The sequence below is a fragment of the Actinotalea sp. Marseille-Q4924 genome, from assembly GCF_916618755.1.
Classification (GTDB): Bacteria; Actinomycetota; Actinomycetes; order Actinomycetales; family Cellulomonadaceae; genus Actinotalea.
Map to the genome: position 1 here is coordinate 1018606 of NZ_CAKAKB010000003.1, position 24759 is coordinate 1043364.

Annotated in this window: 20 protein-coding genes and 2 pseudogenes; 5 read left to right on the forward strand and 17 right to left on the reverse strand. The window is 74.2% G+C overall.

The window, feature by feature from the left end:
* The first annotated feature begins 64 nt into the window (after positions 1 to 64).
* The gene (locus LG379_RS11385; RefSeq protein ID WP_225754644.1) at positions 65 to 454 is read left to right on the forward strand and encodes a hypothetical protein; all 390 of its coding nucleotides are present in this window, start codon (positions 65 to 67) and stop codon (positions 452 to 454) included.
* A 60-nt stretch (positions 455 to 514) separates the two neighbouring features.
* Complete coding sequence (locus LG379_RS11390) at positions 515 to 1102, forward strand: DUF3267 domain-containing protein (RefSeq protein ID WP_225754645.1); 588 nt, start codon at positions 515 to 517, stop codon at positions 1100 to 1102.
* A 36-nt stretch (positions 1103 to 1138) separates the two neighbouring features.
* Here the strand turns inward: LG379_RS11390 and narI are convergent, their stop codons facing one another.
* The 6 genes from narI to LG379_RS11420 form a co-directional block, all read right to left on the reverse strand.
* Positions 1139 to 1903 (reverse strand): respiratory nitrate reductase subunit gamma, encoded by a 765-nt coding sequence (gene narI, locus LG379_RS11395; RefSeq protein WP_225754646.1) that lies wholly within the window; start codon positions 1901 to 1903, stop codon positions 1139 to 1141.
* Positions 1900 to 2577: a nitrate reductase molybdenum cofactor assembly chaperone gene (gene narJ, locus LG379_RS11400; protein ID WP_225754647.1), complete on the reverse strand. Its 678-nt coding sequence runs from the start codon at positions 2575 to 2577 to the stop codon at positions 1900 to 1902. The genes narI and narJ overlap by 4 nt, the downstream gene beginning before the upstream one ends.
* Positions 2574 to 4439, reverse strand: a complete 1866-nt coding sequence (gene narH, locus LG379_RS11405; protein WP_225754648.1) for a nitrate reductase subunit beta — start codon at positions 4437 to 4439, stop codon at positions 2574 to 2576. Before narH ends, narJ begins: the two co-directional genes overlap by 4 nt.
* An 88-nt stretch (positions 4440 to 4527) precedes the next feature.
* Complete coding sequence (locus tag LG379_RS11410) at positions 4528 to 8277, reverse strand: nitrate reductase subunit alpha (RefSeq protein WP_225754649.1); 3750 nt, start codon at positions 8275 to 8277, stop codon at positions 4528 to 4530.
* Between the two features lie 52 nt (positions 8278 to 8329).
* A complete protein-coding gene (locus tag LG379_RS11415; RefSeq protein WP_225754650.1) occupies positions 8330 to 9649 on the reverse strand; it encodes an MFS transporter in 1320 nt (439 codons plus the stop codon).
* Positions 9650 to 9895: 246 nt separating this feature from the next.
* Positions 9896 to 10615: a metalloregulator ArsR/SmtB family transcription factor gene (locus tag LG379_RS11420; protein ID WP_225754651.1), complete on the reverse strand. Its 720-nt coding sequence runs from the start codon at positions 10613 to 10615 to the stop codon at positions 9896 to 9898.
* A 108-nt stretch (positions 10616 to 10723) separates the two neighbouring features.
* On the opposite strand from LG379_RS11420, the gene LG379_RS11425 reads away from it, so the two are divergent.
* A complete protein-coding gene (locus LG379_RS11425) occupies positions 10724 to 11203 on the forward strand; it encodes a molybdenum cofactor biosynthesis protein B (RefSeq protein WP_225754952.1) in 480 nt (159 codons plus the stop codon).
* 8 nt (positions 11204 to 11211) lie between these two features.
* On the opposite strand, the gene LG379_RS11430 is transcribed toward LG379_RS11425, so the two are convergent.
* From LG379_RS11430 to LG379_RS11445, 4 genes are read right to left on the reverse strand one after another with little or no spacing between them, the layout of a single operon-like run.
* Complete coding sequence (locus LG379_RS11430) at positions 11212 to 11451, reverse strand: MoaD/ThiS family protein (RefSeq protein ID WP_225754652.1); 240 nt, start codon at positions 11449 to 11451, stop codon at positions 11212 to 11214.
* A complete protein-coding gene (locus tag LG379_RS11435) occupies positions 11448 to 12368 on the reverse strand; it encodes an NTP transferase domain-containing protein (RefSeq protein WP_225754653.1) in 921 nt (306 codons plus the stop codon). The genes LG379_RS11430 and LG379_RS11435 overlap by 4 nt, the downstream gene beginning before the upstream one ends.
* Entirely contained in the window at positions 12365 to 12889 is a 525-nt protein-coding gene (gene moaC, locus LG379_RS11440; RefSeq protein ID WP_225754654.1) for a cyclic pyranopterin monophosphate synthase MoaC, read from the reverse strand. The genes LG379_RS11435 and moaC overlap by 4 nt, the downstream gene beginning before the upstream one ends.
* Positions 12890 to 12903: 14 nt before the next feature.
* Positions 12904 to 13368 (reverse strand): DUF2249 domain-containing protein, encoded by a 465-nt coding sequence (locus LG379_RS11445; RefSeq protein ID WP_225754655.1) that lies wholly within the window; start codon positions 13366 to 13368, stop codon positions 12904 to 12906.
* A 91-nt stretch (positions 13369 to 13459) separates the two neighbouring features.
* On the opposite strand from LG379_RS11445, the gene LG379_RS11450 reads away from it, so the two are divergent.
* Positions 13460 to 14212 (forward strand): helix-turn-helix domain-containing protein, encoded by a 753-nt coding sequence (locus LG379_RS11450; RefSeq protein WP_225754656.1) that lies wholly within the window; start codon positions 13460 to 13462, stop codon positions 14210 to 14212.
* Here LG379_RS11450 and LG379_RS11455 read toward each other — a convergent pair.
* From LG379_RS11455 to LG379_RS11480, 6 genes are all read right to left on the reverse strand, one after another.
* Positions 14206 to 15405, reverse strand: coding sequence for a ThiF family adenylyltransferase (locus LG379_RS11455; RefSeq protein ID WP_225754657.1), 1200 nt, complete (start codon positions 15403 to 15405; stop codon positions 14206 to 14208). The two genes, LG379_RS11450 and LG379_RS11455, sit on opposite strands and share 7 nt — an antisense overlap.
* A 16-nt stretch (positions 15406 to 15421) precedes the next feature.
* On the reverse strand, positions 15422 to 18106 hold the full coding sequence (locus LG379_RS11460) for a multicopper oxidase domain-containing protein (protein ID WP_225754658.1): 2685 nt from the start codon (positions 18104 to 18106) through the stop codon (positions 15422 to 15424).
* Complete coding sequence (locus LG379_RS11465; RefSeq protein WP_225754659.1) at positions 18103 to 19335, reverse strand: hypothetical protein; 1233 nt, start codon at positions 19333 to 19335, stop codon at positions 18103 to 18105. Before LG379_RS11465 ends, LG379_RS11460 begins: the two co-directional genes overlap by 4 nt.
* A 56-nt stretch (positions 19336 to 19391) precedes the next feature.
* A complete protein-coding gene (locus LG379_RS11470; RefSeq protein WP_225754660.1) occupies positions 19392 to 20798 on the reverse strand; it encodes a nitrate/nitrite transporter in 1407 nt (468 codons plus the stop codon).
* A 110-nt stretch (positions 20799 to 20908) separates the two neighbouring features.
* Positions 20909 to 22396 carry a PQQ-binding-like beta-propeller repeat protein gene (locus tag LG379_RS11475; RefSeq protein WP_225754661.1) on the reverse strand — a complete coding sequence of 496 codons (1488 nt, stop codon included), beginning with the start codon at positions 22394 to 22396 and terminating at the stop codon, positions 20909 to 20911.
* Between the two features lie 56 nt (positions 22397 to 22452).
* On the reverse strand, positions 22453 to 23508 hold the full coding sequence (locus LG379_RS11480) for a PHP domain-containing protein (RefSeq protein ID WP_225754662.1): 1056 nt from the start codon (positions 23506 to 23508) through the stop codon (positions 22453 to 22455).
* Here LG379_RS11480 and LG379_RS17085 point away from each other — a divergent pair.
* Positions 23467 to 23700: pseudogene (locus LG379_RS17085) on the forward strand (hypothetical protein); the annotation flags it as partial. The gene LG379_RS11480 and the pseudogene LG379_RS17085 sit on opposite strands and share 42 nt — an antisense overlap.
* 243 nt (positions 23701 to 23943) lie before the next feature.
* Here LG379_RS17085 and LG379_RS17090 read toward each other — a convergent pair.
* Positions 23944 to 24705 (reverse strand): annotated as a pseudogene (locus LG379_RS17090) (Ku protein); the annotation flags it as partial.
* Between the last annotated feature and the right edge of the window lie 54 nt (positions 24706 to 24759).

Sequence of the window (24759 nt, forward strand, 5' to 3'; positions counted from 1 at the left end):
CCTCCTCGTCCTCGTCCTCCTCGTCCTCGGCCCGGCGCCGGCGGCGCTCGCCCACGACGGGGAGGTGACGGTCGACGTCGTGCCCGCCGAGGCGGTCGCGGGTGAGTCCGTCGAGGTCCTCGGTGACGGCTTCGCGCCGAACGGGACGGTCCGGGTCGTGCTCCGGACCGGCGACGGCGACCGACCGGTCGCGGAGGCGGTCGCCGACGACGACGGTCATGTCGCGGTGGCCGCCGTGCTGCCCGACGACCTGGGCACGCGCTACTACGAGGTCCGGGCGGACGGGGCCGACGGCGCCACGGCGTCCGGCTCCGTGTCCGTGACGGCCGCCGAGGACGGTGAGCCGTGGCTGGTGCCCGTCCTGGCCGCCGGGGTCACCGCCCTCGCCGTCGCCCTGGTGCTCGGTGTGGCCCGACGACGCCCGGCCGGACGGTCGACGGTCGACCGGCGGTGACGTTCGTCCGTTGTGGACGGATCGCGCCGGGGGAAGGTTCGGGGTGACGAAGGAGCCCCGATGCATGCCGCGCACGACGCCCCCATCCTCGCCCCCGCCGCGCCGTACCGGTACGCGAGGACGATCGACCTCAAGGCCGACCGCCGGGCGGCGGTCGGCGTCAACGTGGCCTTCGCCGTGGTCGCGGCCGGATTCGTCGGGGCGGCGCTGCTGCTGGACGTCCCGGTCCGTGGCACGTGGCCGCCGGCGCTCGTCGTGGCCGTCACCCTCGTGGCCTGCCTGGCGTACATGTGGGCGCACGAAGCCACCCATGGAGTCCTGCTGACCGTCTTCTCCGGAGCACCGTCACGGTACGCGCTCCGGCCGCCGTACCTGACCTGTGGCAACGACGCGTTCGTCGGCCGAGGTGCGTTCCTCGCGGTCGCCCTCGGCCCCCTCGTGCTATGGGGTGCCGTCCTGGCGTTCCTCAGCGCGGTGGCTCCCCCGGACCTCGCACTGACCGTGTACGTCCTGACCGCGCTCAACCTGGCGGGTTCCGCTGGAGACCTCTACCAGGCACGCGTCGCGCTCGCGCTTCCTGTGCACGCCCTCCTCCGGGACGACGGCACGGTGACGACGATCCTGGTGGCCGACGACCACCCGGCGTAGCCGGACGGCGGGACCGAGCACGTCGTCGGACGGCGGTCAGCGGCGGCCTGTGCGCTCCGGACGTCGCTCCACACGGTCCCAGCCGGGTCGCGACGCCCGCGACCCGAGACGGTCCGGGCGGGAGCGGTAGACGACGTACGGGCGCCACAGGTACCCCAGGGGCACGCTGAACACGTGGACGAGCCGCGTGAACGGCCACAGCGCGAAGAGGAAGAACGCCGCCAGCGCATGGAGCTGGAAGCCGATCGGGGCGTCCGCCATGAGCTCGGGGCGGATGTCGAACCGGAAGATGCCGCGGAACCACACCGAGACGCCGTCGCGGTAGTCGTAGTGGCCGCCGAGGTTGAGGATCGAGCCGGCGATGGTGTTCCACATCCCCAGGAAGATGACGGTCGCGAGGACGAGGTACATGAACTTGTCCATGCGCGTGGTCGCGCTGAACACCGGTCCGACCGTCCGACGCCGGTAGATGAGCAGCACCATGCCGAGGACGGTGCACACGCCGGCGACGACGCCGATGGTGATGGCGAGGAAGTGGTAGATCTCGTCGCTCATCCCGACGGCACGCGTCCAGGCCTTCGGGATGCCCAGGCCCATGACGTGGCCGAGGAAGACCGCGAGGATCCCGAAGTGGAACATCGGGCTCGCCCAGCGCAGGAGCTTGCTCTCGTACAGCTGTGAGGACCGCGTCGTCCAGCCGAACTTGTCGTAGCGGTACCGCCACACGTGCCCGAGGACGAACACGGCGAGGCAGACGTAGGGGAAGACGACCCACAGGAGGATGTCGGCGGTCGTGGTCATCGGCGGGCTCCCGTCAGGGGCATCTCGGGTGAGGGGGCGAACGGCTCGAGGCCGACGTCCTCGTCGGGTGGGCCTTCGGCCGCGAGCCGGGCGACGGCCTCGCGGTCCTCGCCGGCCAGCGGCGGCAGCGTCGCGCTGACGGCGACGAGCACGTCCGCCCACGGCGATCCGGCGTCCAGCAGCGCGAGGCGCAGCAGCTCCAGACCGGCGCGGTGGGCGAGGAGGAGCGCGATGCCCGCCGCACGGCCCTCGTCGTCGGTGGTGGCGGCGAACTCCAGCACGACGGCGAGGTGGTCCGGCAGCTCCGCCTCGGCGAGCTCGAAGCCCGCCCGGCGGTAGGCCTGCTTGAACTCCACGAGGGCGACGCCACGCTTGCGGGTGTCCCCGTACGCGAAGTAGGTGAGGAACAGGCTGCACCGGCGCTTGAGGTCGAACGTCGCGACGTACTCGCTCTCCAGGCTCTCGAGCGGGCTGCCCGCGAGGTGGTCCACCGCCCGCCGCAGCGGGGCGGCGAGCTCCGGACGCACCTCGTCCAGGGCGGCGCGCACCGTGGGGAGGAGCTCGAGCAGGTCGGCGCTCGGGTAGTCGAGCAGCAGCGCAGCGGCCCGGTGGACGACGGCGTGCTCGCGTGTCGAGCACCGACGCGCGACCGCCAGACGCTCGACGCGGTTCACGAGGTCCCGCCCGTCGGTCCGGGCGGGCCACCCGCCGTCGAGCCGCCCGACGCGCCACCGCCCCGTGCCGGACCGTCGTCGGCGCGCGGCTCCGTGCCGGTGCCGGCCGGGCCGGGCACGCTCCCGCCTGCCGGGAGCGGCTGCACGATCTCGGCGCCGGTGGACGAGCCGTCCCGCAGCTGGGGACCGCCCGAAGGGTCACCGTCCTCGTCACGCGGCGGGAACATCCCCGACGGACGGCCCTTGCCGTCCCAGTTGAGGAGGTTCACCCGCGCCTTGCGCGTCGACGGGTCGGCCACCGTGTCCGACGTCTGCCGCTGCTGGAGCATGTGGAAGTTCTCCACCGCGATCGGCTCCGCGAAGCCGGGACCGGAGCCCTCGCCGAACGGGCCGGACCCGCCCATGCCGGGGCCGCCCTCGTAGTCCAGCGAGCACTCGGTCGCGAGCTCCTCGAGGCTGTGCGCCTGCTCCGCGTGCGCGCTCGGGATGACGTACCGCTCGTCGTACTTGGCGATGGCCAGCAGCCGGTACATCTCCTGCATCGCGGACTCGGTCATGCCCACGGCCGCCGGGATGGCGGGGTCGGGCTCGCGGCCGAGGTTGATGTCCCTCATGTAGGAGCGCATCGCCGCGAGCCGCTGGAGGACCGCCGTCACCGGGGCCGTGTCGCCCGCCGTGAAGAGCTCGGCGAGGTACTCCACCGGGATCCGGAGCGTGTCGATGGCGGCGAAGAGGTTCCGTGCCGCCTCCGAGTCCTCCCCGGTCTCCGCGATCGCGTCCACCACCGGCGACAGCGGCGGGATGTACCAGACCATCGGCATGGTGCGGTACTCCGGGTGCAGCGGCAGCGCCACCTCGTAGTCGTGGATGAGGCGCCAGATCGGTGACCGCTGAGCCGCGTCCAGCCAGTCCCGCGGGATGCCTGCGCGCTCGGCCTCCCGGACGACCTGCGGGTCGTGCGGGTCGAGGAGCACGCTGCGCTGGGCGGCGAGGAGCTTGTGCTCGTCCGGCTCGGAGGCCGCCTCGAGCACCCGGTCCGCGTCGTAGAGGACCAGGCCGATGTACCGCAGGCGCCCGACGCACGTCTCGGAGCACACCGTCGGCAGTCCGACCTCGATCCGCGGGAAGCAGAAGGTGCACTTCTCGGCCTTGCCGGTGCGGTGGTTGAAGTAGACCTTCTTGTACGGGCACCCGGTGACGCACTTGCGCCAGCCGCGGCAGCGGTCCTGGTCGACGAGCACGATGCCGTCCTCGGCCCGCTTGTAGATCGCGCCCGAGGGGCAGGACGCGGCGCACGACGGGTTGAGGCAGTGCTCGCAGATCCGCGGCAGGTAGAACATGAACGTCTGCTCGAACTCGAGCTTGATCTTGTCGGACACGCGCTGGAGCACGGGGTCCTGAGCGGTGACCGCGGGTCCGCCACCGAGGTTGTCGTCCCAGTTCGCCGACCACGAGACGCTCATGTTCTCGCCGGTCAGCAGCGACTTCGGCCGCGCCACAGGGGTGTGCTCCTGCAGCGGCGCGTTGGTGAGGTTCTCGTAGTCGTACGTCCACGGCTCGTAGTACTGGTCGATCGACGGCTGCTTGGGGCTCGCGAAGATCGTGAGGAGGTTCTTGAGCCGGCCGCCGGCCTTGAGCTGGAGGCGCCCGCGCTTGGACAGCGTCCAGCCGCCCTGCCACACCTCCTGGTCCTCGTAGGTCCGGGGGTAGCCCTGACCGGGCCGCGTCTCGACGTTGTTGAACCAGACGTACTCCGTGCCGGCGCGGTTCGTCCACGCCTGCTTGCACGTGACGGAGCAGGTGTGGCACCCGATGCACTTGTCCAGGTTCATCACCATGGCCATCTGGGCCATCACCCTCATCGGGACACCGTCCTCTCGGCCGTGCGGGCTGCTGCGGGCAGTGCTGTGATCAGCGGGACCAGCGGGTCCGGGGCGGGGACGGCGGGCATCAGTACTGCACCTCCTGGCTGCGACGACGGATCACGGTGACCTCGTCGCGCTGGTTCCCGGTCGGGCCGAGGTAGTTGAACGCGTAGGACAGCTGGGCGTACCCGCCGATGAGGTGGCTGGGCTTGACCAGCAGCCGGGTCAGCGAGTTGTGGATGCCGCCACGCTTGCCCGTCGTCTCCGACAGCGGCACGTCGATGAGGCGGTCCTGGGCGTGGTGCATGTACACCGTGCCCTCGGGCATCCGGTGCGACACGATCGCGCGGGCCACGACGACGCCGTTGCGGTTGACCGCCTCGATCCAGTCGTTGTCCGCGACCCCGACCTTCGCGGCGTCCTTGTCGCTCATCCAGATCGTGGGGCCGCCGCGCGACAGCGACAGCATGAAGAGGTTGTCCTGGTACTCCGAGTGGATGGACCACTTGTTGTGCGGCGTCAGGTACCGGACCGTCACCCCGGACGCGCCGGCCGGGCCGGACCCGTCGAGGTCCGGCTCCCCGAACAGCGCCCCCATGTCGAGCGGTGGTCGGAAGACGGGGAGGTTCTCCCCCAGCTCGGTCATCCAGTCGTGGTCGAGGAAGAAGTGCTGGCGTCCGCTGAGGGTGTGCCACGGCCGCAGGCGCTCGACGTTGATCGTGAACGGGGAGTACCTCCGACCTCCGTGCTCGGAACCGGACCACTCGGGCGACGTGATGACCGGCACGGGCGCCGCCTGGGTGTCCGTGAAGGTGATCTGCTTGCCCTCGTGCTCGGCGGCCATGTCCGCCATCGGGCGACCGGTCCGCTTCTCGAGCGTGTGGAAGCCTTGCACGGCGAGCCGGCCGTTCGTCGTCCCGGACAGCGCCAGGATCGCCTCGCACGCGTGGATGTCGCGGGTCAGGGCCGGCCGGCCGTCCGCGACGCCACCGGGGGTGTTCCGCACGACGCCGTTCTTGCGGGCGAGGTAGTCCACCTCCTTGTCCACCTGGTACGTGATGCCCTTCGTCGTCGTGCCGAGCTTCTCCAGCAACGGCCCGAGCGCGCCGAGCTTCGCCGCCACGGCGCCGTAGTCGCGCTCGAGGACCACGAGCTTGGGCATCGTGCGCCCGGGGACGGGTTCGCACTCCCCCGTCTTCCAGTCCTTGACGCGACCGTGCGGCGTGGCCAGCTCGTCCGGGGTGTCGTGCATGAGGGGCACGGCCACGACGTCCTTGCGGACCCCCAGGTGCTGGGCCCCGAGCTCGCTGAACCGGCGCGCGAGGGTGTGGAAGATGTCGAAGTCGGTGCGCGTCTGCCACGGCGGTGCGATGGCAGGGCTGAACGAGTTCACGAACGGGTGCATGTCCGTGGTGTTGAGGTCGTGCTTCTCGTACCAGGTGGCCGCCGGCAGGACGACGTCGGAGTACACCGTCGTGCTGGTCATGCGGAAGTCCAGGGACAGCAGCATGTCGAGCTTCCCGGTGGGTGCCTCGTCCCGCCAGACGACGTCGCGGGGCCGCGCGGCCGGGGGCGCCTCGGTCGCCCGCATGTTCGAGTCCGTCCCGAGCAGGTGGTGCAGGAAGTACTCGTTGCCCTTGCCGGAGCTGCCGAGGAGGTTGGCGCGCCAGACGGTCAGCACGCGGGGGAAGTTCTCCGGCGCGTCCGGGTCCTCGGCCGCGAACCGCAGCTCGCCGGCCTTGAGGCGGGCCGGGACGTACTGGTCGACCGGCACACCGGCCCGGTCGGCGTCGTCGGCGAGGTCGAGGGGGTTGCGGTCGAACGTCGGGTAGGACGGCATCCAGCCCAGGCGGGCGGACATCGCGATGACGTCGGCCGTCGTCATGCCGGACAGGCGGCTGCGCGCCGGGTCCGTCGTCGCGGACGACAGGGCGTCGGCGCCGAACGGGTCGTACCGGAACTGGTCCGTGTTGAGGTACCAGTACGCGGTCTGGATCATCGTGCGACCCGGTCGCGCCCAGTCCAGGGCGAAGGCGTAGTGACCGTGCCCGGTGACGGGACGGCACTTCTCCTGCCCGACGTAGTGCGCCCAGCCGCCTCCGTTGACGCCCTGGCACCCCGTGAGGGTGGTCAGGGCGAGGAACGCCCGGTAGATGGTGTCCGAGTGGAACCAGTGGTTCGTCCCGGCACCCATGAGGATCATGGAGCGCCCGCGGGAGTCCTCCGCGTTCTGGGCGAACTCACGCCCGATCCGCTCCGCCTTGACGGCCGGGACGCCGGTGAACCGCTCCTGCCAGGCGGGCGTGCACGGCTCGCTCGCGTCGTCGTAGCCGGTCGGCCAGCGACCCGGCAGCCCCGGACGCCCCACGCCGTACTGCGCGAGGACCAGGTCGAAGACGGTGGTGACGAGGTGCCCACCGACACGCCGGACGGGCACGCCGCGGGTGACGGTCCGCGCGTCGCCGTCGAGGGTGTCGAAGCGCGGCAGGTGCACCTCGACGGCACCCTCCGTCTCGGCGTCGTCGGCCATCGTCAGGAGCGGGTCGACGTCCCCGAGGTCGAGGTTCCAGCGGCCCGCGCCCGCCTCGCCGTAGTGGAACCCGAGCGAGCCACCGGGGACGACCGGCTTGCCCGTGACCCGGTCCACCAGGACGGTCTTGAACTGCGCGTTCTCGCTGTCCGCCTCGGCGCCTGGCAGGTCCGACGCGGTGAGGAACTTGCCGGGCACGAAGGCGCCGTCGGCCTCGTCCAGGCGGATGAGGAAGGGCAGGTCCGTGTACCTCTTGACGTACTCGGTGAAGTACGGGACCTGACGCTCGACGAAGAACTCACGCAGCGTCACGTGGCCCATCGCCATGGCCAGCGCGCCGTCGGTGCCCGGGGCGGCAGCGAGCCACTCGTCGGCGAACTTGACGTTGTCCGCGTAGTCGGGAGCGACCACGACCACCTTCTGGCCGCGGTACCGCGCCTCGGTCATCCAGTGCGCGTCCGGTGTGCGGGTCACGGGGACGTTCGAGCCCCACATGATCAGATAGCCGGCGTCCCACCAGTCGCCGGACTCCGGCACGTCCGTCTGGTCGCCGAAGACCTGCGGGGAGGCGACCGGCAGGTCGGCGTACCAGTCGTAGAAGGACAGCATCGGTGCCCCGAGCAGCGCGTGGTACCGCGCCCCCACCCCGTGGGAGACCATCGACATCGCGGGGATCGGGGAGAAGCCGGCGACCCGGTCGGGGCCGTAGGCGCCGATCGTGTAGACCTGCGCCGCGGCGGCGATCTCCGTCGCCTCGTCCCAGGTCGCGCGGACCAGCCCGCCCTTGCCGCGGGCCGCCTTGTAGCGGCGTGCCTTCTCCGGGTCCTCCACGATGCTGGCCCACGCCGCCACCGGGTCGCCCGTCGCGGCCTTCGCCTCGCGGTACATCTGCAGCAGCAGGCCACGCACGTACGGGTACCGGATCCGCGTGGGCGAGTACGTGTACCAGCTGAAGGCGGCGCCACGGGGACACCCGCGCGGCTCGTACTCCGGCCGGTCCGGGCCCACCGACGGGTAGTCCGTCTGCTGCGACTCCCAGGTGATGATCCCGTCCTTGACGTAGACCTTCCACGAGCAGGAGCCCGTGCAGTTCACGCCGTGGGTCGACCGCACCACCATGTCGTGGCTCCACCGGTCCCGGTAGAACCCGTCGGCGTCCCGACCACCGATCTGGTGCAGCGTGCGCAGGTCGTGCGAGACCTCGCCCTTGCGCAGGTACCTGCCCAGCCGCAGGAGGACGTCCGACGCCGGGCCGTCGAGCCCCGCCTGTCCGGTCCCCTCGGTCGGCGTGACGGTCCGGTTCATCGGTGCTCCCTCGCGTGGTCGTGCGTCGTGCGGGCGGTTCGTCGTGCGTCGGTCAGCCGGGCTTGGGGGCTCCCGGCCGGGCGTAGTACACCCAGGCGAGGACGGTGCAGACGGCGAAGTAGACGGCGGCACCGAGGAAGAAGGTCCGCGGCGGCATCGCCGCGAGGGCCATGCCGACGAGGAACGGCCCGAACGCCGCGATCGACGCGGTCCAGCCGATGACGCCGCCGGCCTGACGCTTGGAGAAGATCATCGGCATCTGCTTGAAGGTACCCGCGTTACCGACGCCCGCGAAGAAGAAGAGCGAGAGCATCCCGACGAGGAACCAGGTGAACTGGCCGCGGTCCGTCGGCGACAGGAAGAAGGCCGCGAACACCGTGCTGATCGTCATCCCGACGCCCGCGACGAACGTCCACAGCGCGCCGCCGAAGCGGTCGCACAGCGGGCCCATGAGCGCCCGGACGAGCGAGCCCACGAGCGGGCCGAGGAAGGCGAACTTCAGCGGGTCCGGGGCGTCCGCGAAGCTGCCGTACTCGCTGCGGATGATGAGGGCGAGCTGGGCGGCGAACCCGCTGAACGCGCCGAAGGTCATGACGTAGATCGCCGTCATGATCCAGGTGTGCTTGTCGCTGAAGATGTCCAGCTGCTCGCGGAAGTTCGCCGTGACCGGCACCCGCTTGAGGAACAGCGCCGACAGGATGACGCCCAGGATTACCCACGGGATGAGCACCAGGGCGGCGTTGTGCAGCCAGACCTGCCCGCCGTCGACGGTCTGCTGCGGGGCGAAGAGCGACGACGTGCCGAGCAGGGCGAACCCGATGACCCACGGCGTGAGGAACTGGATGAGGCTGACGCCGAAGTTGCCGAGGCCCGCCTGCAGACCGAGTGCCGTCCCGGCGAGCCGCTTGGGGAAGAAGTAGCTCGTGGAGGGCATGAAGCCGGAGAAGGCGCCACCGCCGATCCCGACGGCCGCGGCGAGCACCATGAGCACCCAGTACGGCGTCGTGGGGTCCTGCAGGGCGAGCATCCAGCCGACCATGGGGATGACCATGAGAGTGGCGGTGCCGCCGACCAGCGTCTTCGTCCCCAGCATGGCCGGCAGGAACATGTAGACGATCCGCAGGAGCCCACCGGCGAGCCCCGGGATGGCGACGAGCCAGTAGAGCTGGGAGTCGGTGAGGCCGAAGCCGATGAGGTTGAGACGTGGCGCGATCGCGCTGACGAGGAACCACAGCGCGAAGCACAGCGTCAGGTTGAACGTCGTGATCCACAGCGTGCGCCACGCGAACCCGCTGTCCCACGCCTCCGGGTGCTCCGGGTCCCACTGCGAGAGGTCCGCGCGGGTCCTCTTCGTCGTCCGGGGCATCACCATGGCTCCTCCTCGATGCGGGGACCGCCGACCGGTCCTGTCGCCGAGTGTGGGCGTGTCGAGCGCGTCGCACCTACCACCGAGCGCCGTGTCAAAGGTCTCTCCCCCCGAGGAGCCGAAGATCGTCTGTGATCCGCATCACGACGCTATCGCGGACCTGCACCGATGCAAGCCTTTCCCGCCGACGACGCCGCGCGTCGCCCGGGGACGGGCACCACGAGGTGCCCTGGGGTCACACGCGGTCGGCTGTCAGCGGCTGAGGTGCAGCACGCAGTGCCCGGGCCCGACGAAGGGCTCCAGGCGCTCGGCACGCACAGGCCCCTCCTCGCACGCGAGCACACCCCGTGCGACGCCGAGGTGGACGCTGCAGACCATCTCGGTGCGCTCCTGCGCGAGGGGGAGGAACGGGCAGTCGCGCAGGTGCACGCGACGTCCGTCGGCGTCCAGGTCGGGCGCCAGACCGAGGTCCTCCAGGTGCGTCTCCAGGAGCGCGAGCTGACGCCGCGCGGCCGCGTCCTCGGCGTCAGGGCCCGGAGGGCTCGCCTGGACGTCGTGCGCCGCGGGCGGCACGGGAGCCCGACGGCGCTCCGCGTGCTCGCGGGCCCACGCCTCGCCCGCGCGCTCCGCGGCCGCCGTCGAGGCGCCGACCTCCCCGCCGTACCCCTGCAGGACCGCGGCGAGGAGGTGCTCCCGGAACCGCTCGTCGAGCGTCGCCGCGGCCGGTCGGTCGACCGCCAGCCACAGGATGCGCGGGCGCCCGCGCGTCCCGCGCCGCTCGACGGTGCGGTCGACGAAGCCGGCGACGCGGAGCCGCTCGAGGTGCTCGCGGGCCGTGTTGACGTGGACCTGGGCCGCGGCGGCGAGGTCGTCGACGCCGAGGGGCGCGCCCGAGCGCTGGAGGGCGTGCAGGATCGCGAGCCTGCTGGGCGAGGCCAGCGCCCGGGCGGCCGACGTCGTGCGCTGCACCATGCTGATGATTTTTGACGGTCGGGGCCGGGGCATCCCGGGACCTAGGGCCGGGGTCGGGTGGGTACCGTGGCGCGCGTGGACGAGGACACGACGGCACGCCACGCGGCCATGCGTGGGATCACGGTCGCCGTCGTGGTGGCCTCCGACCGGTGCGCGCGCGGCGAGGCCGAGGACCGGTCCGGGCCTCGCGCGGCCGGGCTGCTGCGGGCGGCGGGCCACGACGTCCGGGAGGTGGTCGTCGTCCCTGACGGCGCCGCCAGCGTCCGCGACGCCGTCGTCGCCGCGGCGCGGACGGCCGACGTCGTGCTGACGAGCGGCGGCACGGGCGTGGCGCCGCGTGACGAGACGCCGGAGGGGACGCGCCCCCTGCTGGCCCGGGAGCTGCCGGGCCTGGCCGAGGCCCTGCGGCGGCACGGCGAGGCGCACGTGGCGACGGCGGTCCTGTCCCGCGGCCTCGCGGGCGTCACCGCGGACGGGGTGCTCGTCGTGAACCTCCCCGGCAGCACCCGGGGCGTCGAGCAGGGGCTCGAGGTGCTCCTGCCGCTCCTGGGCCACGTCGTGGACCAGGTGCGCGGCGGCGACCACTAGGACCCCGTTCAGCCTCCGGCGAAGGGCGGCAGCACGTCGACCGTGGTGCCATCGGGCAGGGGCGTGGCGCCGTCGTCGGCGCGCCTGCCCGCCACGAGGAACGAGCACCGGTCCAGGACCCGGTCCAGGTCGGCCCCGTGGCGGCCGACGACGTCCCGGCGCAGGTCGGCCAGCGTCCCCGCGACGACCTCCTCGGTGTCCCGCCCCGCGGCCTCGGCCGCCGCCGCGAAGTACCGGACGGTGATCACGAGTGGCCCTCGCCGCCGCCCCACCCGGCGACCAGCGCGGTCACCTGCTGCGTCACGCTCTCGAGCGCGGCGCGGTCGGCCCCGCGGACGGCGACGGCGTAGCCGGAGAGGAACGCGGTGATGGGCACGGCGGGGCGACCGACCCCGTGCGCCGTGTCCCGCGCGAGGTCCAGCAGCACGTCGATGTCCACCGCGTCGGGGTCCACGTCGAGCTCCTCGACGACGTGGGCGACCCAGCGGTGCAGCTCGTCACCGCCGCTGGGCGGGGTCGCGGGTGGGGTCGTGGCGGGCACATCGGTCACGTCGGTCCTCCGGCGGAGCGTCCTGGCCAGGTCCGCCACAGCCTGCCACGTGTCCACGTCGGCCGCCTCGCCCCCGGGCAGGTCGACAGTCACCGCCGTCATCCCGGCGACGAGGCGCCGCATGGAGCAGTCCCGCACGCCACCCTCGCCGTGACGGCGCGCCAGCGCGGCGAGCAGCCGGTCCCGGCGGTAGAGCGCGAGCAGCGGCTGACCACGGCCGTCGCCGTCGACCGCCCAGGCGACGTCGGCGTCGGGTGCCCCCGCGGCCGCGGCCAGGAGAGCCGGGACGACCTCGACGGCGAGAGGCACGTCGCAGGCGAGCACGAGCACGTGGCCGGGCCGGGGCGCCGTCCCGTCGTCGAGCGCCCGCAGGCCGGCGTCGATGCCCGCCACCGGACCACCGTCGGGCGGGTCCTCGAGCGCGATGACCACCCCCGCACGCGCCAGCTCGGGCGGGCCGACGACGACGACGCGGTCCGCCGCCGCGGTGCCCTCCAGGACCCGGTCCAGCAGCGACCGCCCGGCCACGCGGACGTCCGGCTTGCTCACGGCGCCCAGCCGCCGTCCACGGCCGCCGGCGAGCACGACGGCGTCGTGGGCGACGGCGGAGGTCACGTGGGGCCCAGGAGGCCGTCGGCGGCGTCGCGGTCGTCGGACCTCCAGTCCCCGGACCTGCCGCCGGACTTCGCGACGACCCGGACACCGTCGATCCGCGCGGTGCGGTCGATGCCCTTGACCATGTCCACGACGGCGAGGGCGGCGACGCACACGGCCGTCAGCGCCTCCATCTCGACACCCGTGCGGTCGGCGGTCCGGACGGTCGCGGAGACCTCCACGCCCTCGTCGGTCACCTCGAGGTCGACCACGACCCCGTGGACCCCGATGACGTGGGCGAGGGGCAGCAGCTCCGGGGTCCGCTTCGCCGCCGCGATGCCCGCGACCCGCGCGACCGCCAGGACGTCGCCCTTGGGGACCGTGCCGGACCGCAGCGCCGCCACCACCTCGGGCGCGCAACCGACGCGGCCGCGCGCGGTCGCGCTGCGCACGGTCGGCTGCTTCGCCGTGACGTCGACCATCCGCGCACGCCCGGCCGGGTCCAGGTGGGTGAACGGGTGGGCGTCCTCCGGTGGCGTCATGGTCCCCTCGTCGTTCAGCAGCAGGTGTCGCGGCTGACCAGGACGCGCCAGACGTCCGGTCCCTGCGCAAGGTACTGCCACCCGAGGTGCCCGAGGTCCTGCTCCTCGAGCTGGCGGCGCAGCCCGACCGGGTCGTGGTCGTTCGCGAGGACCACGCCCTCACCGGGCAGCAGGCCGCCGACGACGGCGAACACCCGCGCGTGCCGCTCCGGCCGCGGGAGCGATCGCAGGTCCAGGTCACCCGGCTCGACCAGCGCGTCGCTCGTCCCGAGCGCGTCGGCGACGGTGCCCGTCGCCGCCGTCGTGCCGCGGTCCGGGCCGGCGACGATCTGCAGGCCCTCCTGGCGCTCGCCCCGGGTCCCCGAGCCGGCGTCCTGGGCGGCCCCGCCGCAGCCGCACCCGCCGCAGCCGCACCCGCCGGCCTCGCTCGACCCGGTCTCCTCCGGGGCGCCGGTCACCTGCTGGGTCGTGTCCGTCATCACAGCTCCTCACGATCTCGCGGCGCCGCACCGGCCGCCGGGCCGTCGTCGGCCGCTTGCTTTCTACACCTCTTCCGAGGGAAAATCCACCGTGCCCATCCCCCGCTCCGAACCGGCCCTGCGCCTGCCCCCCGGGGCACGCCGAGCGGCCCTGCTGGCGGCCCTCGAACGCGCCGTGGAGCCGACGACGGCGGCGGAGCTCGCCCAGGCCGCGGGCCTGCACCCGAACACCGTGCGCGCGCACCTGGAGGTCCTCGTGCGGGAGGGCCGCGCCACCCGCCGGACCGAGCGCCGGGGCACCCGCGGCCGCCCGCGGGAGCTGTACGAGGCGACCGGCGCGCCGGACCCCGCGCAGGCGTACGCGGCGCTGGCGCTCCTCCTCGCCGAGCAGCTCGCGACCGCGACGAGCGACCCGGGCGCCGAGGGCGAGCGGATGGGACGGCGATGGGCGACGCGGGGCGACGACGCGCAGGAGGCGACCCGCGACGGGCGACCCCCGGGCCCCGAGGTCGTGGACAGGGACGGGGTCGCGGAGGTCATGACCGTGCTCCGCCGCGCGGGCTTCGCACCGGAGCTGACCACGGACGGAACGCAGGTGCTCCTGCACAGCTGCCCGGTGCGGGACGTCGCCCACGCGCAGCCCACGGTCGTCTGCCAGGCACACCTCGGGCTCATCCGCGCCACGCTGGAGGCGGCCGGCTCCGACGTCGTGGCGACCCGCATCGAGCCGTTCGTGGCCCCCGACCTCTGCGTCGCCTCGTTCGACCGGCCGGCCGACGCCGCGCCCGGCCCGGTGCCCGCCGCCGCGTCAGCGCTCGGCGACCCCGGCGACGTCGCTCAGTAGCGGGCCTGGCTCGGGTCCACCTGGTCCACCCACGCCAGCACGCCGCCCTCGAGGTGCGCCACGTCGGACCACCCCGCGGCGAGCAGTGCCCGCGCCGCCTGCTCGGAGCGCACACCGCTGCGGCAGTGGAGGACCACGGGCACGTCGCGGCGCACGAGCCCCCGCCCGCTGCCGTCCAGGATCCCCGCCAGCGGGACGGCGTCGGCACCGGGGATCGCCACGATCGCCCGCTCGCCCGGCTGGCGCACGTCCACGAGCTGCAGCCCCGGCCCGCCGTCGTCCCGCGCGGTCAGCCGGTCCGCCAGCTCGCGGGCGGTGACCACGGGCACCACAGGCTCGGGTGCCGCTCGCTCGGGAGGTGCGCCGGCGTGGGCCGGCGTACCGGGCGGGCGCGCTGCCGCGACGAGCGGGACCTCCGTCCATCGTGCCGCCAGGGCGTCCATGACCAGGACGCGGCCCAGCAGCGGCCTCCCCACGCCTGTGAGCAGCTTGACCGCCTCGGTCGCCATGACGGAGCCGACCTGCCCGCACATGGCGCCGAGGACGCCGCCCTCGGCGCAGGACGGCACGCTCCCGGGCGGCGGCGGCGAGGGGAACAGGTCGCGCAGCTGCACCGGGGTCACGCCGCTCCCCGCCGGCGGGCTCCCCCAGAACACGGCGACCTGGGCATCGAAGCGGAAGACCGAGCCCCACACCTCCGGTACGCCGAGGCGGACGCAGGCGTCGTTGACGAGGTACCGGGTGGGGAAGTTGTCCGTCCCGTCCACGACAAGGTCGTAGTCGGCGAGCAGGTCGACGGTGCCGGCCTCGAGGCGCAGCCGGTGCGTCACCACCTCAACGTCGGGGTCCAGGGCACGGACGGCGTCGGCGGCGGAGTCCACCTTGGGCCGGCCCACGTCGGCGACGCCGTGGAGCACCTGCCGCTGGAGGTTCGAGGCCTCGACCACGTCGTCGTCGACGACGCCGAGGCGACCCACCCCGGCCGCCGCGAGGTAGAGCAGGACCGGGGCGCCCAGACCACCGGCGCCGACCACGCAGACGCGCGCGTTGCGCAGGCGCCGTTGCGCGGACTCGCCGAGCTGGGGCAGCAGCAGGTGTCGCGACCAGCGCTCCCGCTGCGCGGCGGTGAGCGGCGGGCCCGGCTCGACGAGCGCGGGGACGCTCGGCGCGGAGGCGGAGCCCGGTGACGTCACGGTGCCAGGGTAGGCGTCACGGCCCGACCCGCAGCAGGCCGGAGGCGCCGCGCTCGGCGTCCACCATCCGGTGGGAGACGAAGGGGTAGGTGCCCGCCTCGGGCAGCACGAGCTCGACGAAGCCCCCCTGTGCGGGCTCGAGCGCCAGCACCTGAGCACCGCCGGTCGGGTCACCCCCGACGGCGGACGGCCCGCCCAGCAGGTACGCACCCTCGCTGTAGACGGTGTCGAACTGCCCGCCCACGACGTGGAAGGCGGAGGACCGGTTCGGCCCGGCGTCCAGCACCCAGAACCGCACGCGCTCCCCCACCCGCGCCTCGAGCGGGCGGTGCCGGTACTGCGACGCGTGCCCGTTGAAGACGACGCCGTCGGGCTGCTCCAGCAGGAGCTTCTCCGTGTCGGTGAGCAGGCCGGCGATCCCGTCGGTCCGGCCGTCGGTCGTCGCGTCGTCCGGACCGGGGTCCGCGGTGACGTAGAGCTCGGACTGCACGACGAGGTACTCGCGGTCCACCGGGGGCAGTCCCGGCGGGTCGATGACGACCGCCCCGAACATCCCGTTGGCGATGTGCAGCGACATGGGCATGGTCGAGCAGTGGTACATCCACACCCCGGAGCGGTTCGCCGTGAAGGTGTAGGTGAGGCTCTCCCCGGGTTCGATCGTGCGCATCGGCCGGTCCGGCGCCAGGGCACCGGCGTGGAAGTCGATGGAGTGGCCGAGCGAGCCGTCGTTGACGAGCGTGATCTCGAACGTGTCCCCGACCGTGCCGCGCAGCGTCGGTCCGGGGAACGTGCCGCCGAAGGTCCAGACCGTCCGACGGACGCCGGGCGCGACCTCCTGCTCCTGCTCCGTCACCGCGAGCGTGACCCGGTGGACGGTGCCCGACCGCGCGGGCGGCAGGGCGGCGTCCCGGATCGCGACTCCCGGGCCGGGCGGCGCCAGGAGGTCCATGGGTACGCGGGCACCGGAGGACCCGACGGCGTGGTCGGCGCCCGCTGCGGGGTCGGTCGTCCCCGCTGCCGTGGCCGCCGCCGGTCCCCCGGTGACGACGACGTCGAAGGTCATGCCCATCTGCCGGTGACCGGCCACGGAGCACCACCCGGCGAGCGGGCGACCGACGACGCCGACGTCGACGCGCGTCGTGGCACCGGCGGCCAGGCGCCCGCTCGCCGCTCCGGAGTCGAGCACGAGGTCGTGCACCGTGGAGTCGACGTTCGTCACCACCAGGACGAGGCGGTCGCCCGCGGCGACCTCGACCGAGGCCGGCTCGAACCGCATGTCCTGCGCCTCGACCTCCACCTCGACGACGCGACCGCTGGCCGTGACGCCGCCCGAGGCGGCGGCGCCGAGACCGACCGCGGCCGGGTCGGCGGCCACCCCGGCGGCCACGACGAGCACGAGGGCGACCCCCGCCGCGAGGGCCGGGCCCCCGGAGGCCCGGCGGGTCGCGAGCACCTCCGCCGGGGTGATCGTCACGGGCGCCGCTCCCGCCGCGCGCACCGGCGCGGTCCGGCGCACCCGCCGGGACACGACGGCGGCACGGACGAGCAACACGGGCGTGACGACGAGGCCGGCGAGGGCCAGGGCGGACGCCCCGACCCGGACCAGGCTCGGTGCGGGCAGCGCGAAGAGGACCAGCCCACCGTTGACGAGGACGAGGCGCGCCCCGGCCCCGCGCTCCATGACGGCCCGTGCGGTGCGGACGGCAGCCGGACCGCCGCCGAGGATCATCGGTCCCAGGTGCGAGAGCGCGCCCAGGAGCACCTGGGCCGCGAAGCCGGCCGCGAGGAGGGGCAGCGCGAGACGCAGGCCGGCCTGCACCCCCGGCCAGTCCGGTGCCGCGACGACGGCCACCACGGCCGCGGTCACCGCGACCCCGTACCAGAGCACCGCGGCGGCGACGGACCACGGCGCGAAGCCCTCGGGGCGGCGCCGGCGGGCCTGCTCGATCCAGGGGCCCACGGCGACGGCGAGCCCGGACAGGTACAGCAGGAGCCCGGCGGCAGCCACGGCGCGCGAGCCGGCGAGGGCTCCGGCGACCGTCACGGCGACACCGCCCACGAGAGGGCCCAGCGCGCGGCGGGCGGCGGGGAGCGCACCGTCGGCCACGGTCACGCGCAGCATCGTCGGCCAGAGCGTGACGAGGGTCCCCAGGACCGTGACGCCCACCCAGCCGAGCAGCATGACGACGACATGGGCGACGTACGCCCGCGCAGCCAGGGCTCCGGTCGTCTCCGGCCGGGCCATGAACGCCCCGAGAGCCGCCCCCACGGGCAGGCACGCGGCGGCCGCCACGAAGTACCAGCTGGTCCAGCCGAGCCGCACGCCGAGGCCGCGGCGGCTGACCTCCACGAGGACGACGGCGTGCCACACCGCCCCCGCCGCCACGGCGAGCGCGCCGGAAGCGACCACCGACCACGTGCCGGACAGCAGTCCCGACACGACGGCCAGCGCGCCGGCGGTGTGCAGTCCGAGGCGTTTCGCCTGCCCCCGGTGACCACCGCGCAGCGGCCGACGACGCACCGCCTCCGCGAAGTGCGCCGACCAGATGAGGATCGCCGTGCTCACCGCGCCGAGCAGCAGCAGGTGGACCATGAGCCATCCGGCGGCCGGGAACCACCGGTGCCCGCCGGCCACGACGGCGGCGGCGGCCAGCCACGCGACGACGAGCAGGTTGACGCGGACGTGCCAGCGCGCCCTCATCGGGAGACCTCCAGGGACGTGGTCGCCCCCGACGGGGCGTCGGGGGCCGGTGGGGCGGACGTGGGGACGTCGGGTGGCGCCGGGGTCGACGGCCCGGAGGTGCTGTCGGGGTCGCGGCCGGCGCCGGCACGCGGAGTCCTCCGCCGGACGCGCGTGGCGACGACGAGGACGACCGGGAGGAGCAGGACGGCGGCGACGCCGAGAGCGCCGCCGGTCCGCAGCGCCCAGAACTGACCGTGGGCGTCGCCGCCCACGAGCCGCAGCACGAGGGACGCCTGGAGGAGCGCCACGGGTGCGTAGAGGGCGCGGTGGTACGGCACGGGGCGGCGGAGCACGGCAGGGAGGATGACCGGGGCGTGGGCCATGATCATCGTGATGACGAAGCCCACGAAGACCGCGTGGACGACGGCGTCGTAGGCCGGTCCCTCGGTCGCGGCACCGCCGACGAGCCAAGCGGCACCGGCGACGGCCAGCCACCCGTAGCCGCAGAGCAGGCACACGGCCACGTACCGGGGCAGGCCGGTCGACCTCACGGTGCGCCGGGCGACGTCGACGGCGAGGAGCCGGGCGACCAGCGCCAGCAGCGCGAGGCCGAGCAGCGCATGGCCGGCGCCGGGCCACAGCGTCGCCGCGCCCAGACCGGCGAGCACGGCCACCGCGAGGAGCACCGCGGCCGACCCGTCCGCACCGCCGCCGAGCCGGCCGCCGATCCTGCCCAGCTCCTCACGCTCCGCCGCGATGACGAGCACGAGGAAGACCGCCAGCCACGGCACGAGTGCGGGGACGGGGACACCCGCCCACCAGAGGACGGCGGCGCCGAGCCCCACCGTGGCCCCGAGGACCTCGACCGCCATGGCGGCGCAGGGCCGTCGCTGCCACAGGCGCACCTCGACGACGAGTGCGGCGGCGCACCCGGCGGCCAGGACGGCCTGGCCCACCGACAGCGGGACGGCCCCGGCGAGGAGGACCAGCCCGCCCGTCCCGAGCAGGGCCGGTGCCACGACGGCGCGCCGCCGTCGCAGCGCCACGGCGCGTTCCAGGGCGACGAGCGTGCCGACGAAGCCGAGCACGAGGAGCGGCCCGTGCACCTGCAGGAGCCTGGCCGTGGTCACCGGTGCCGGCAGGCCGAGGAGCAGCAGACCCCCGTCCAGCCCCGCGAGCAGGGCCACGCCGCCGCCGGCGAGCAGCGCCACACGCGTCCGCAGGCCCGGCACCGCCCTGTTTTTCACACCGTCAACGTTAGGAAATGGAGCATCGGCGGCACAGGACCTAGGTCCCTTGACGCTCAGGCGCGCGAGCCGATGTGGGCCGGCGACTCGGTACCCGCCTCCCGAGCCGGCGGCTCGGTACCCGCCTCCCGAACCGGCGGCTCGATGCTCCCGCTCAGCTCCGGCGACCGCACCTGCAGCATCCGGTGGATCGTCAGGTGCATCCAGATGGCGCTGACGAGCGTGAGCACGAAGAGCACGAAGAACGTCGACTGCGGCATGCCGGTCCACGCCTGGAGGTAGGCGAACATCGGCGGCAGGAAGAACCCGCCGAGCGCGCCGAGGGTGCCGACGAGCCCGCCGACAGCGCCGACGTCGTTCGGGAAGTACTCCGGGATGTGCTTGAACACCGCGGCCTTGCCCACGCCCATCGCGACACCCACCAGGAACACCAGAGCCGTGAAGGTCACGACGTTGAGCTCGTACGGCAGCACCTCGCGTGCGCCGCCCGGCTCCACGCTCTCCGAGACACGGATGACGATGTAGCCGTACGGCATCATGAGGATCCCGGAGGCGACGAGCATGACGCCGAACGTGCCGTACATGACGACCCGCGCCCCGAAGCGGTCGGCGAGGTGGCCGCCGAGGGGTCGCAGGAGGCTGGCCGGGAAGATGAAGAGCGCCGTGAGCAGCGCGGCCGTCGCGAGGGGCACGTCGAACACGTCCACGTAGTACTTGGGCAGCCAGGCCGACAGCGCGACGTAGGCCCCGAAGACGACGACGTAGTAGAGGCTGAAGCGCCAGACGCGCACCTCCCGCAGGGGCCGGAGCATCTCCCGCAGCGGACGTCCCCGTCCGGGGGTGCGGTCCTGACGCGGGGTGAGCAGCCACACGGCGGCGGCCATCGTGACGAGCAGCACCGTGTAGACGAGCGGCACGAAGCGCCACCCGCCGAAGGACAGCCCGGCGATGGTCAGCGACGGCACCGCGACGATGAGCGCCGGGCCGATGAGCTTGGTGACCGACGCGCCCACGTTACCCGCGCCGAACACGCCGAGCGCGAAGCCCTGGCGCTCGCGCGGGAACCACGCCGAGTTCCAGGCGATGCCCACGCTGAACGCGTTCCCGGCGAACCCGGCCAGGAAGGCGAGGACGAGGAGGAGCGCGAAGCTGTCCGCCTGCGAGACGAGGAACGTCGGGACGGCCGTGGCGAGGAGCATCGTGATGAAGACCTTGCGGCCGCCGAACCGGTCGGCCAGCAGACCGGCCGGCAGCCGCCACAGCGCACCGTTGAGGATCGCCGTCGCCGTGAGCCACGAGAGCTCGACGTCGCTGAGGCCGAACTCCTCCCGGATGGGGATGCCGAGCACGCCGAACATCAGCCAGACCGCGAACATGAGGGTGAAGCCCACGGTGGACAGGACGAGGACGCGGCGCCGGGCGCGATCGGTGCCGACCTCGGTCGGTGCGGTGACGGACTCCATGGCTCCCCTCCGGGTTTTCCCCGGGCGCTCCCGGCTCAAACCCGAACGGTAGGGCCCCGCGCCGGCTCGAACGGGGACCAAGGGCCTGGGGCGGTGCCCTGACGCGCCGCTTACGACAGGCCGACGACGACGCCGTCGCCGAGCAGGACCGGGCGGCCCGCGACCTCACCCAGCGCGACGTGCGGGAAGTCGTGGCGGCGCTCGCTCAACGGCGCGATCCCCGGCGCGGGCGTCTCCCACCGGACGGCACCGGAGTCCAGGTCGACGGCGACCAGCTGGGCGCGACCACGGGCCTCTGCGACGACGACCGCGGCGACCCCGTCCGTCACCGCGCCGCTGCCCGCCACGAGACCCGGTACCGACACCGACCACCGGACGGCACCGGTCCACAGGTCCAGCGCCCGCACCTCCTCCCCCGTGGCCAGGACGGCTTCGCCGGCTCGGCGCACGAGCAGGTGCGCGCCGCGCGCGGGGGTGCGCCACAGCTCTCGCCCGCCGGAGAGGTCGGTGGCCACGAGCTCGCCGGTGTCCGACCGCGCCGTCAGACGGACGTCCGGTGCCGACCCGTCGGACACGGGAGGCTCGACGAGGACGCCGTCGAGCATCCCGACCGGCTGCCCCGAGCGGTCGAACCACGTCCCGGTCTGCCCTCGGGCGCCCGAGGCGGCCTGGCTCCAGGCGCCGAAGCCGTCCGGCGCTGTCCGCACGTCCGCGCCGTCGAGCCCCGGCACCGAGCCCACGGCCGTGTAGCCGCCGGGGTACCAGGTGCCCAGGACCGTCCCGTCGTCGGCGTCGAGCACCGCGGTCGTGCTGCCGCCCAGGACGACGAAGCCGTTCTCCACCCGCAGGACGCCGGCGCCGGCGCCGGCCTGCCGGCCGCCGTCGAGCGGCACCCGCGTCGCCCAGACCGTCGACCGGTCCACCGCCCGCGAGCGGACCACCACCAGGCTGCCGTCCTCGCCCATCTCCGCGGAGACGACGTCGCGCCCGACGACCACCTGGCCGTGCGAGGCGAGGTGCGCGGGGTACTGGCGCAGCACCGTGCCGTCGGCGGCGTCGAGGACGACCCGGCTCACGGTCCCCGGGGGCCCGCCGTCGGAGCGACCGCGGGCGCACACGACGACCGGGGCACGCCGCGCCTCCCGGTCCGCCAGGCACCGCTGGACGGGCGCCGCACCGCCGCGGTCGAGGGTCCAGACCTCGCGGCCGTCCCCGGGGTCGACGGCCCGCACGGCGGAGCCCTCGCCGTCGCCGACGAGGACCAGGTGACCGGCCCGCCACACCTGGTCCGCGCGCATCGACCACGCCTCGCCGAGCGGCCGGTCCAGGGACGGCACCGTGCCGGCGAGGTCGGCGAACGCGGCGACGCGCTCCGCGAGGCGCCGCTGCTCGACGGCGTTGACCGAGACGACGACCGCGAGCGACGCGAGGACCGCCACGAGGACGAACGACGGTCGCCGGCGCGCCGGGGCGCTCGGGCGCCGCGGGTGGGGGTCGTCGACAGGCCCCGGGTCGTCGGTCTCCAGCTGGACGTCGACGAGCCGCTCGGGTGCGCGGTCGCGCCCGCCGAGCCCACGCCGACGCCGGGGGGCCTGCACAGCGCGAGGGTAACCCCGCCTCCGCGCGCCACCCCGGCCGTGCGGTCAGCCGGCGCTCAGCCGTGCCGACCCGTCCATGCGAGCAGCCGTTCGACCGGCCAGGTCGTCACCACGCGGTCCGGGTCGACGCCGTGCGCGGCCAGGCGGTCGCACCCGTCGACGAGCCAGTCGAGCTGCCCGGGCGCGTGCGCGTCGGAGTCCACGGTGAACAGGCACCCCGCCTCGACCGCGAGCGCGAGGAGCGCGTCGGGCGGGTCCTGCCGGTCCGGGCGGCTGTTGACCTCGACCGCGACCTGCGCCTCGGCGCACGCCGTGAAGACGGCGTGCGGGTCGAAGTCGCTCGGCGGGCGGGGCCGGCCGACCACCCGCTGCCCGGTGCAGTGGCCGAGCACGTCGGTCCAGGGCTGCCGCACCGCGGCCACCATGCGTCGGGTCATCGCGTCCCGCTCCATGCGGAGCTTGGAGTGCACCGAGGCGACGACGACGTCCAGACGCCGCAGGAGCTCCGGCTCCTGGTCCAGCTCGCCGTCGTCGAGCACGTCGACCTCGATGCCCGACAGCACCCGGAACGGCCGGGGCGCGACGTCCGCGAGCGAGGCGTTGAGCTGGTCGATCCGCGTCAGCTGCGCCCTCAAGCGCGCCGGGGACAGCCCGTTGGCGACGGTCAGCCGCGGTGAGTGGTCGGTGATCGCCTGGTACTCGTGACCGATCTCGACGGCCGCGAGCGCCATGTCCGCCAGGGGCGCCCCACCGTCGCTGGCGTCCGTGTGCGCGTGCAGGTCACCGCGCAGCAGGTCCCGCAGGGCCTGCCCGGCGGGCGTCGCCGCGCGGTTCCGCTCCGCGAGCTCCCCCTCGAGCTGGGTGAGGACGCGGGGCTGGTCCCCCGCCAGCACCGTCGTGATGACTCCTGCCGTGCGGTCGCCGATCCCGGGCAGCTCCTGCCACCGGCCGTCCCGCACGTGGCCACGCCAGGCGTCGTCGTCGAGCCCCCGCAGCGTGTCCCCGGCAGCGCGGTAGGCGCGCGAGCGGTAGGTCGACTCCTGCTTGCGCTCCATGAGGAACGCGACCCGGTGCAGGACGGCGACGACGTCGTCCCGGTCCGGCCCCGCCACTCAGGACGCCCGGCGCCGGGTCGTCCTGCGCGCGGTCTGCGCAGGGGCGTCGTCGCCCTTCGCCGCACCCTTCCGCGCCGACGCGGATCCCGCGGCCTCGCCCGTCGTCCCGGTGGCGGCCTTGGTGGTGCTGGTCTTCGCGGTGCCCGTCTTCGCGGTGCCCGTCTTCGCCGTGCCAGTCTTCGCCGTGCCAGTCTTCGCCGTCCCGGTCTTCGCCGCGCTCGCCTTCGCCGTGCTCGCCTTGGTCGTGCTCGCCTTGGTTCCGGTCCTCGTGCCGCGCGGCGACGGCGTCTCCGCGACGTCGTCGTCGGCCGACGCCTCGCGCGCCGGCTCGTCGTCGGTCGCCGGCTTGCGGCGGCTCGACCGCCGCGGGGCGGGTGCCTCCGCCTCCTCGGGCGCCGGTGCGTCCCCCCGCCGGCCACGCGCCCGCTCGACGCTGCGCTGCAGGGCCGACAGCAGGTCCACGACCTCCCCGCCCGTGTCCTCGTCCCGCTCCGGCTGCTTCACGGAGACCGTCCGGCCCGTCGTCACCTTGGCCTCGATGACGGCCTCGAGCGCCTCGCGGTACGCGTCGGAGAAGTCCGACGGGTCGAAGTCACCGGCGAGAGACTCGACGAGGGACGCGGCCATCTGCAGCTCCTGCGGGCGCACCTGGACGTCCGCCTCCAGGATCGGGAAGTCCGCCGCCCGGATCTCGTCCGGCCACAGGAGCGTCTGCAGGCAGATGACGTCGTCCCGCACGCGCAGGACCGCCATCGTCTCCTTCTGCCGCAGCGCGACCTTGACCACCGCCATCCGGTCGGTCGTCTTGAGGGCCTCGCGCAGCAGCGCGTACGGCTTGGCCGCCGTGCGTTCGGGCTCGAGGTAGTAGGTCTTGCCGAGCATGATCGGGTCGACCTGCTCGGCGGGGACGAACTCCTCGACGGCGATCTCCCGCTCCGTCGCGATCGGCAGCTCGTCGAGGTCCTCGTCCGTGAGCACCACCATGCGGCCGTCGTCGGTCTCGTAGCCCTTGGCGATCTGGTCGTACGGGATCTCCTCGCCGTCGACGCTGCACACCTTGCGGTAGCGGATCCGCCCGCCGTCCTCGGCGTGCACCTGGTGCAGGGGGACGGAGCGCTCCCCCGTGGCGGCGTAGAGCTTGACGGGCACGTTCACCAGGCCGAAGGCGACGGCGCCCTTCCAGATCGCGCGCATGGGTCCTCCTCGGTCCGGGCCGCCGTCCGTGGTGCTCGACGGGCGTGCGGCAGT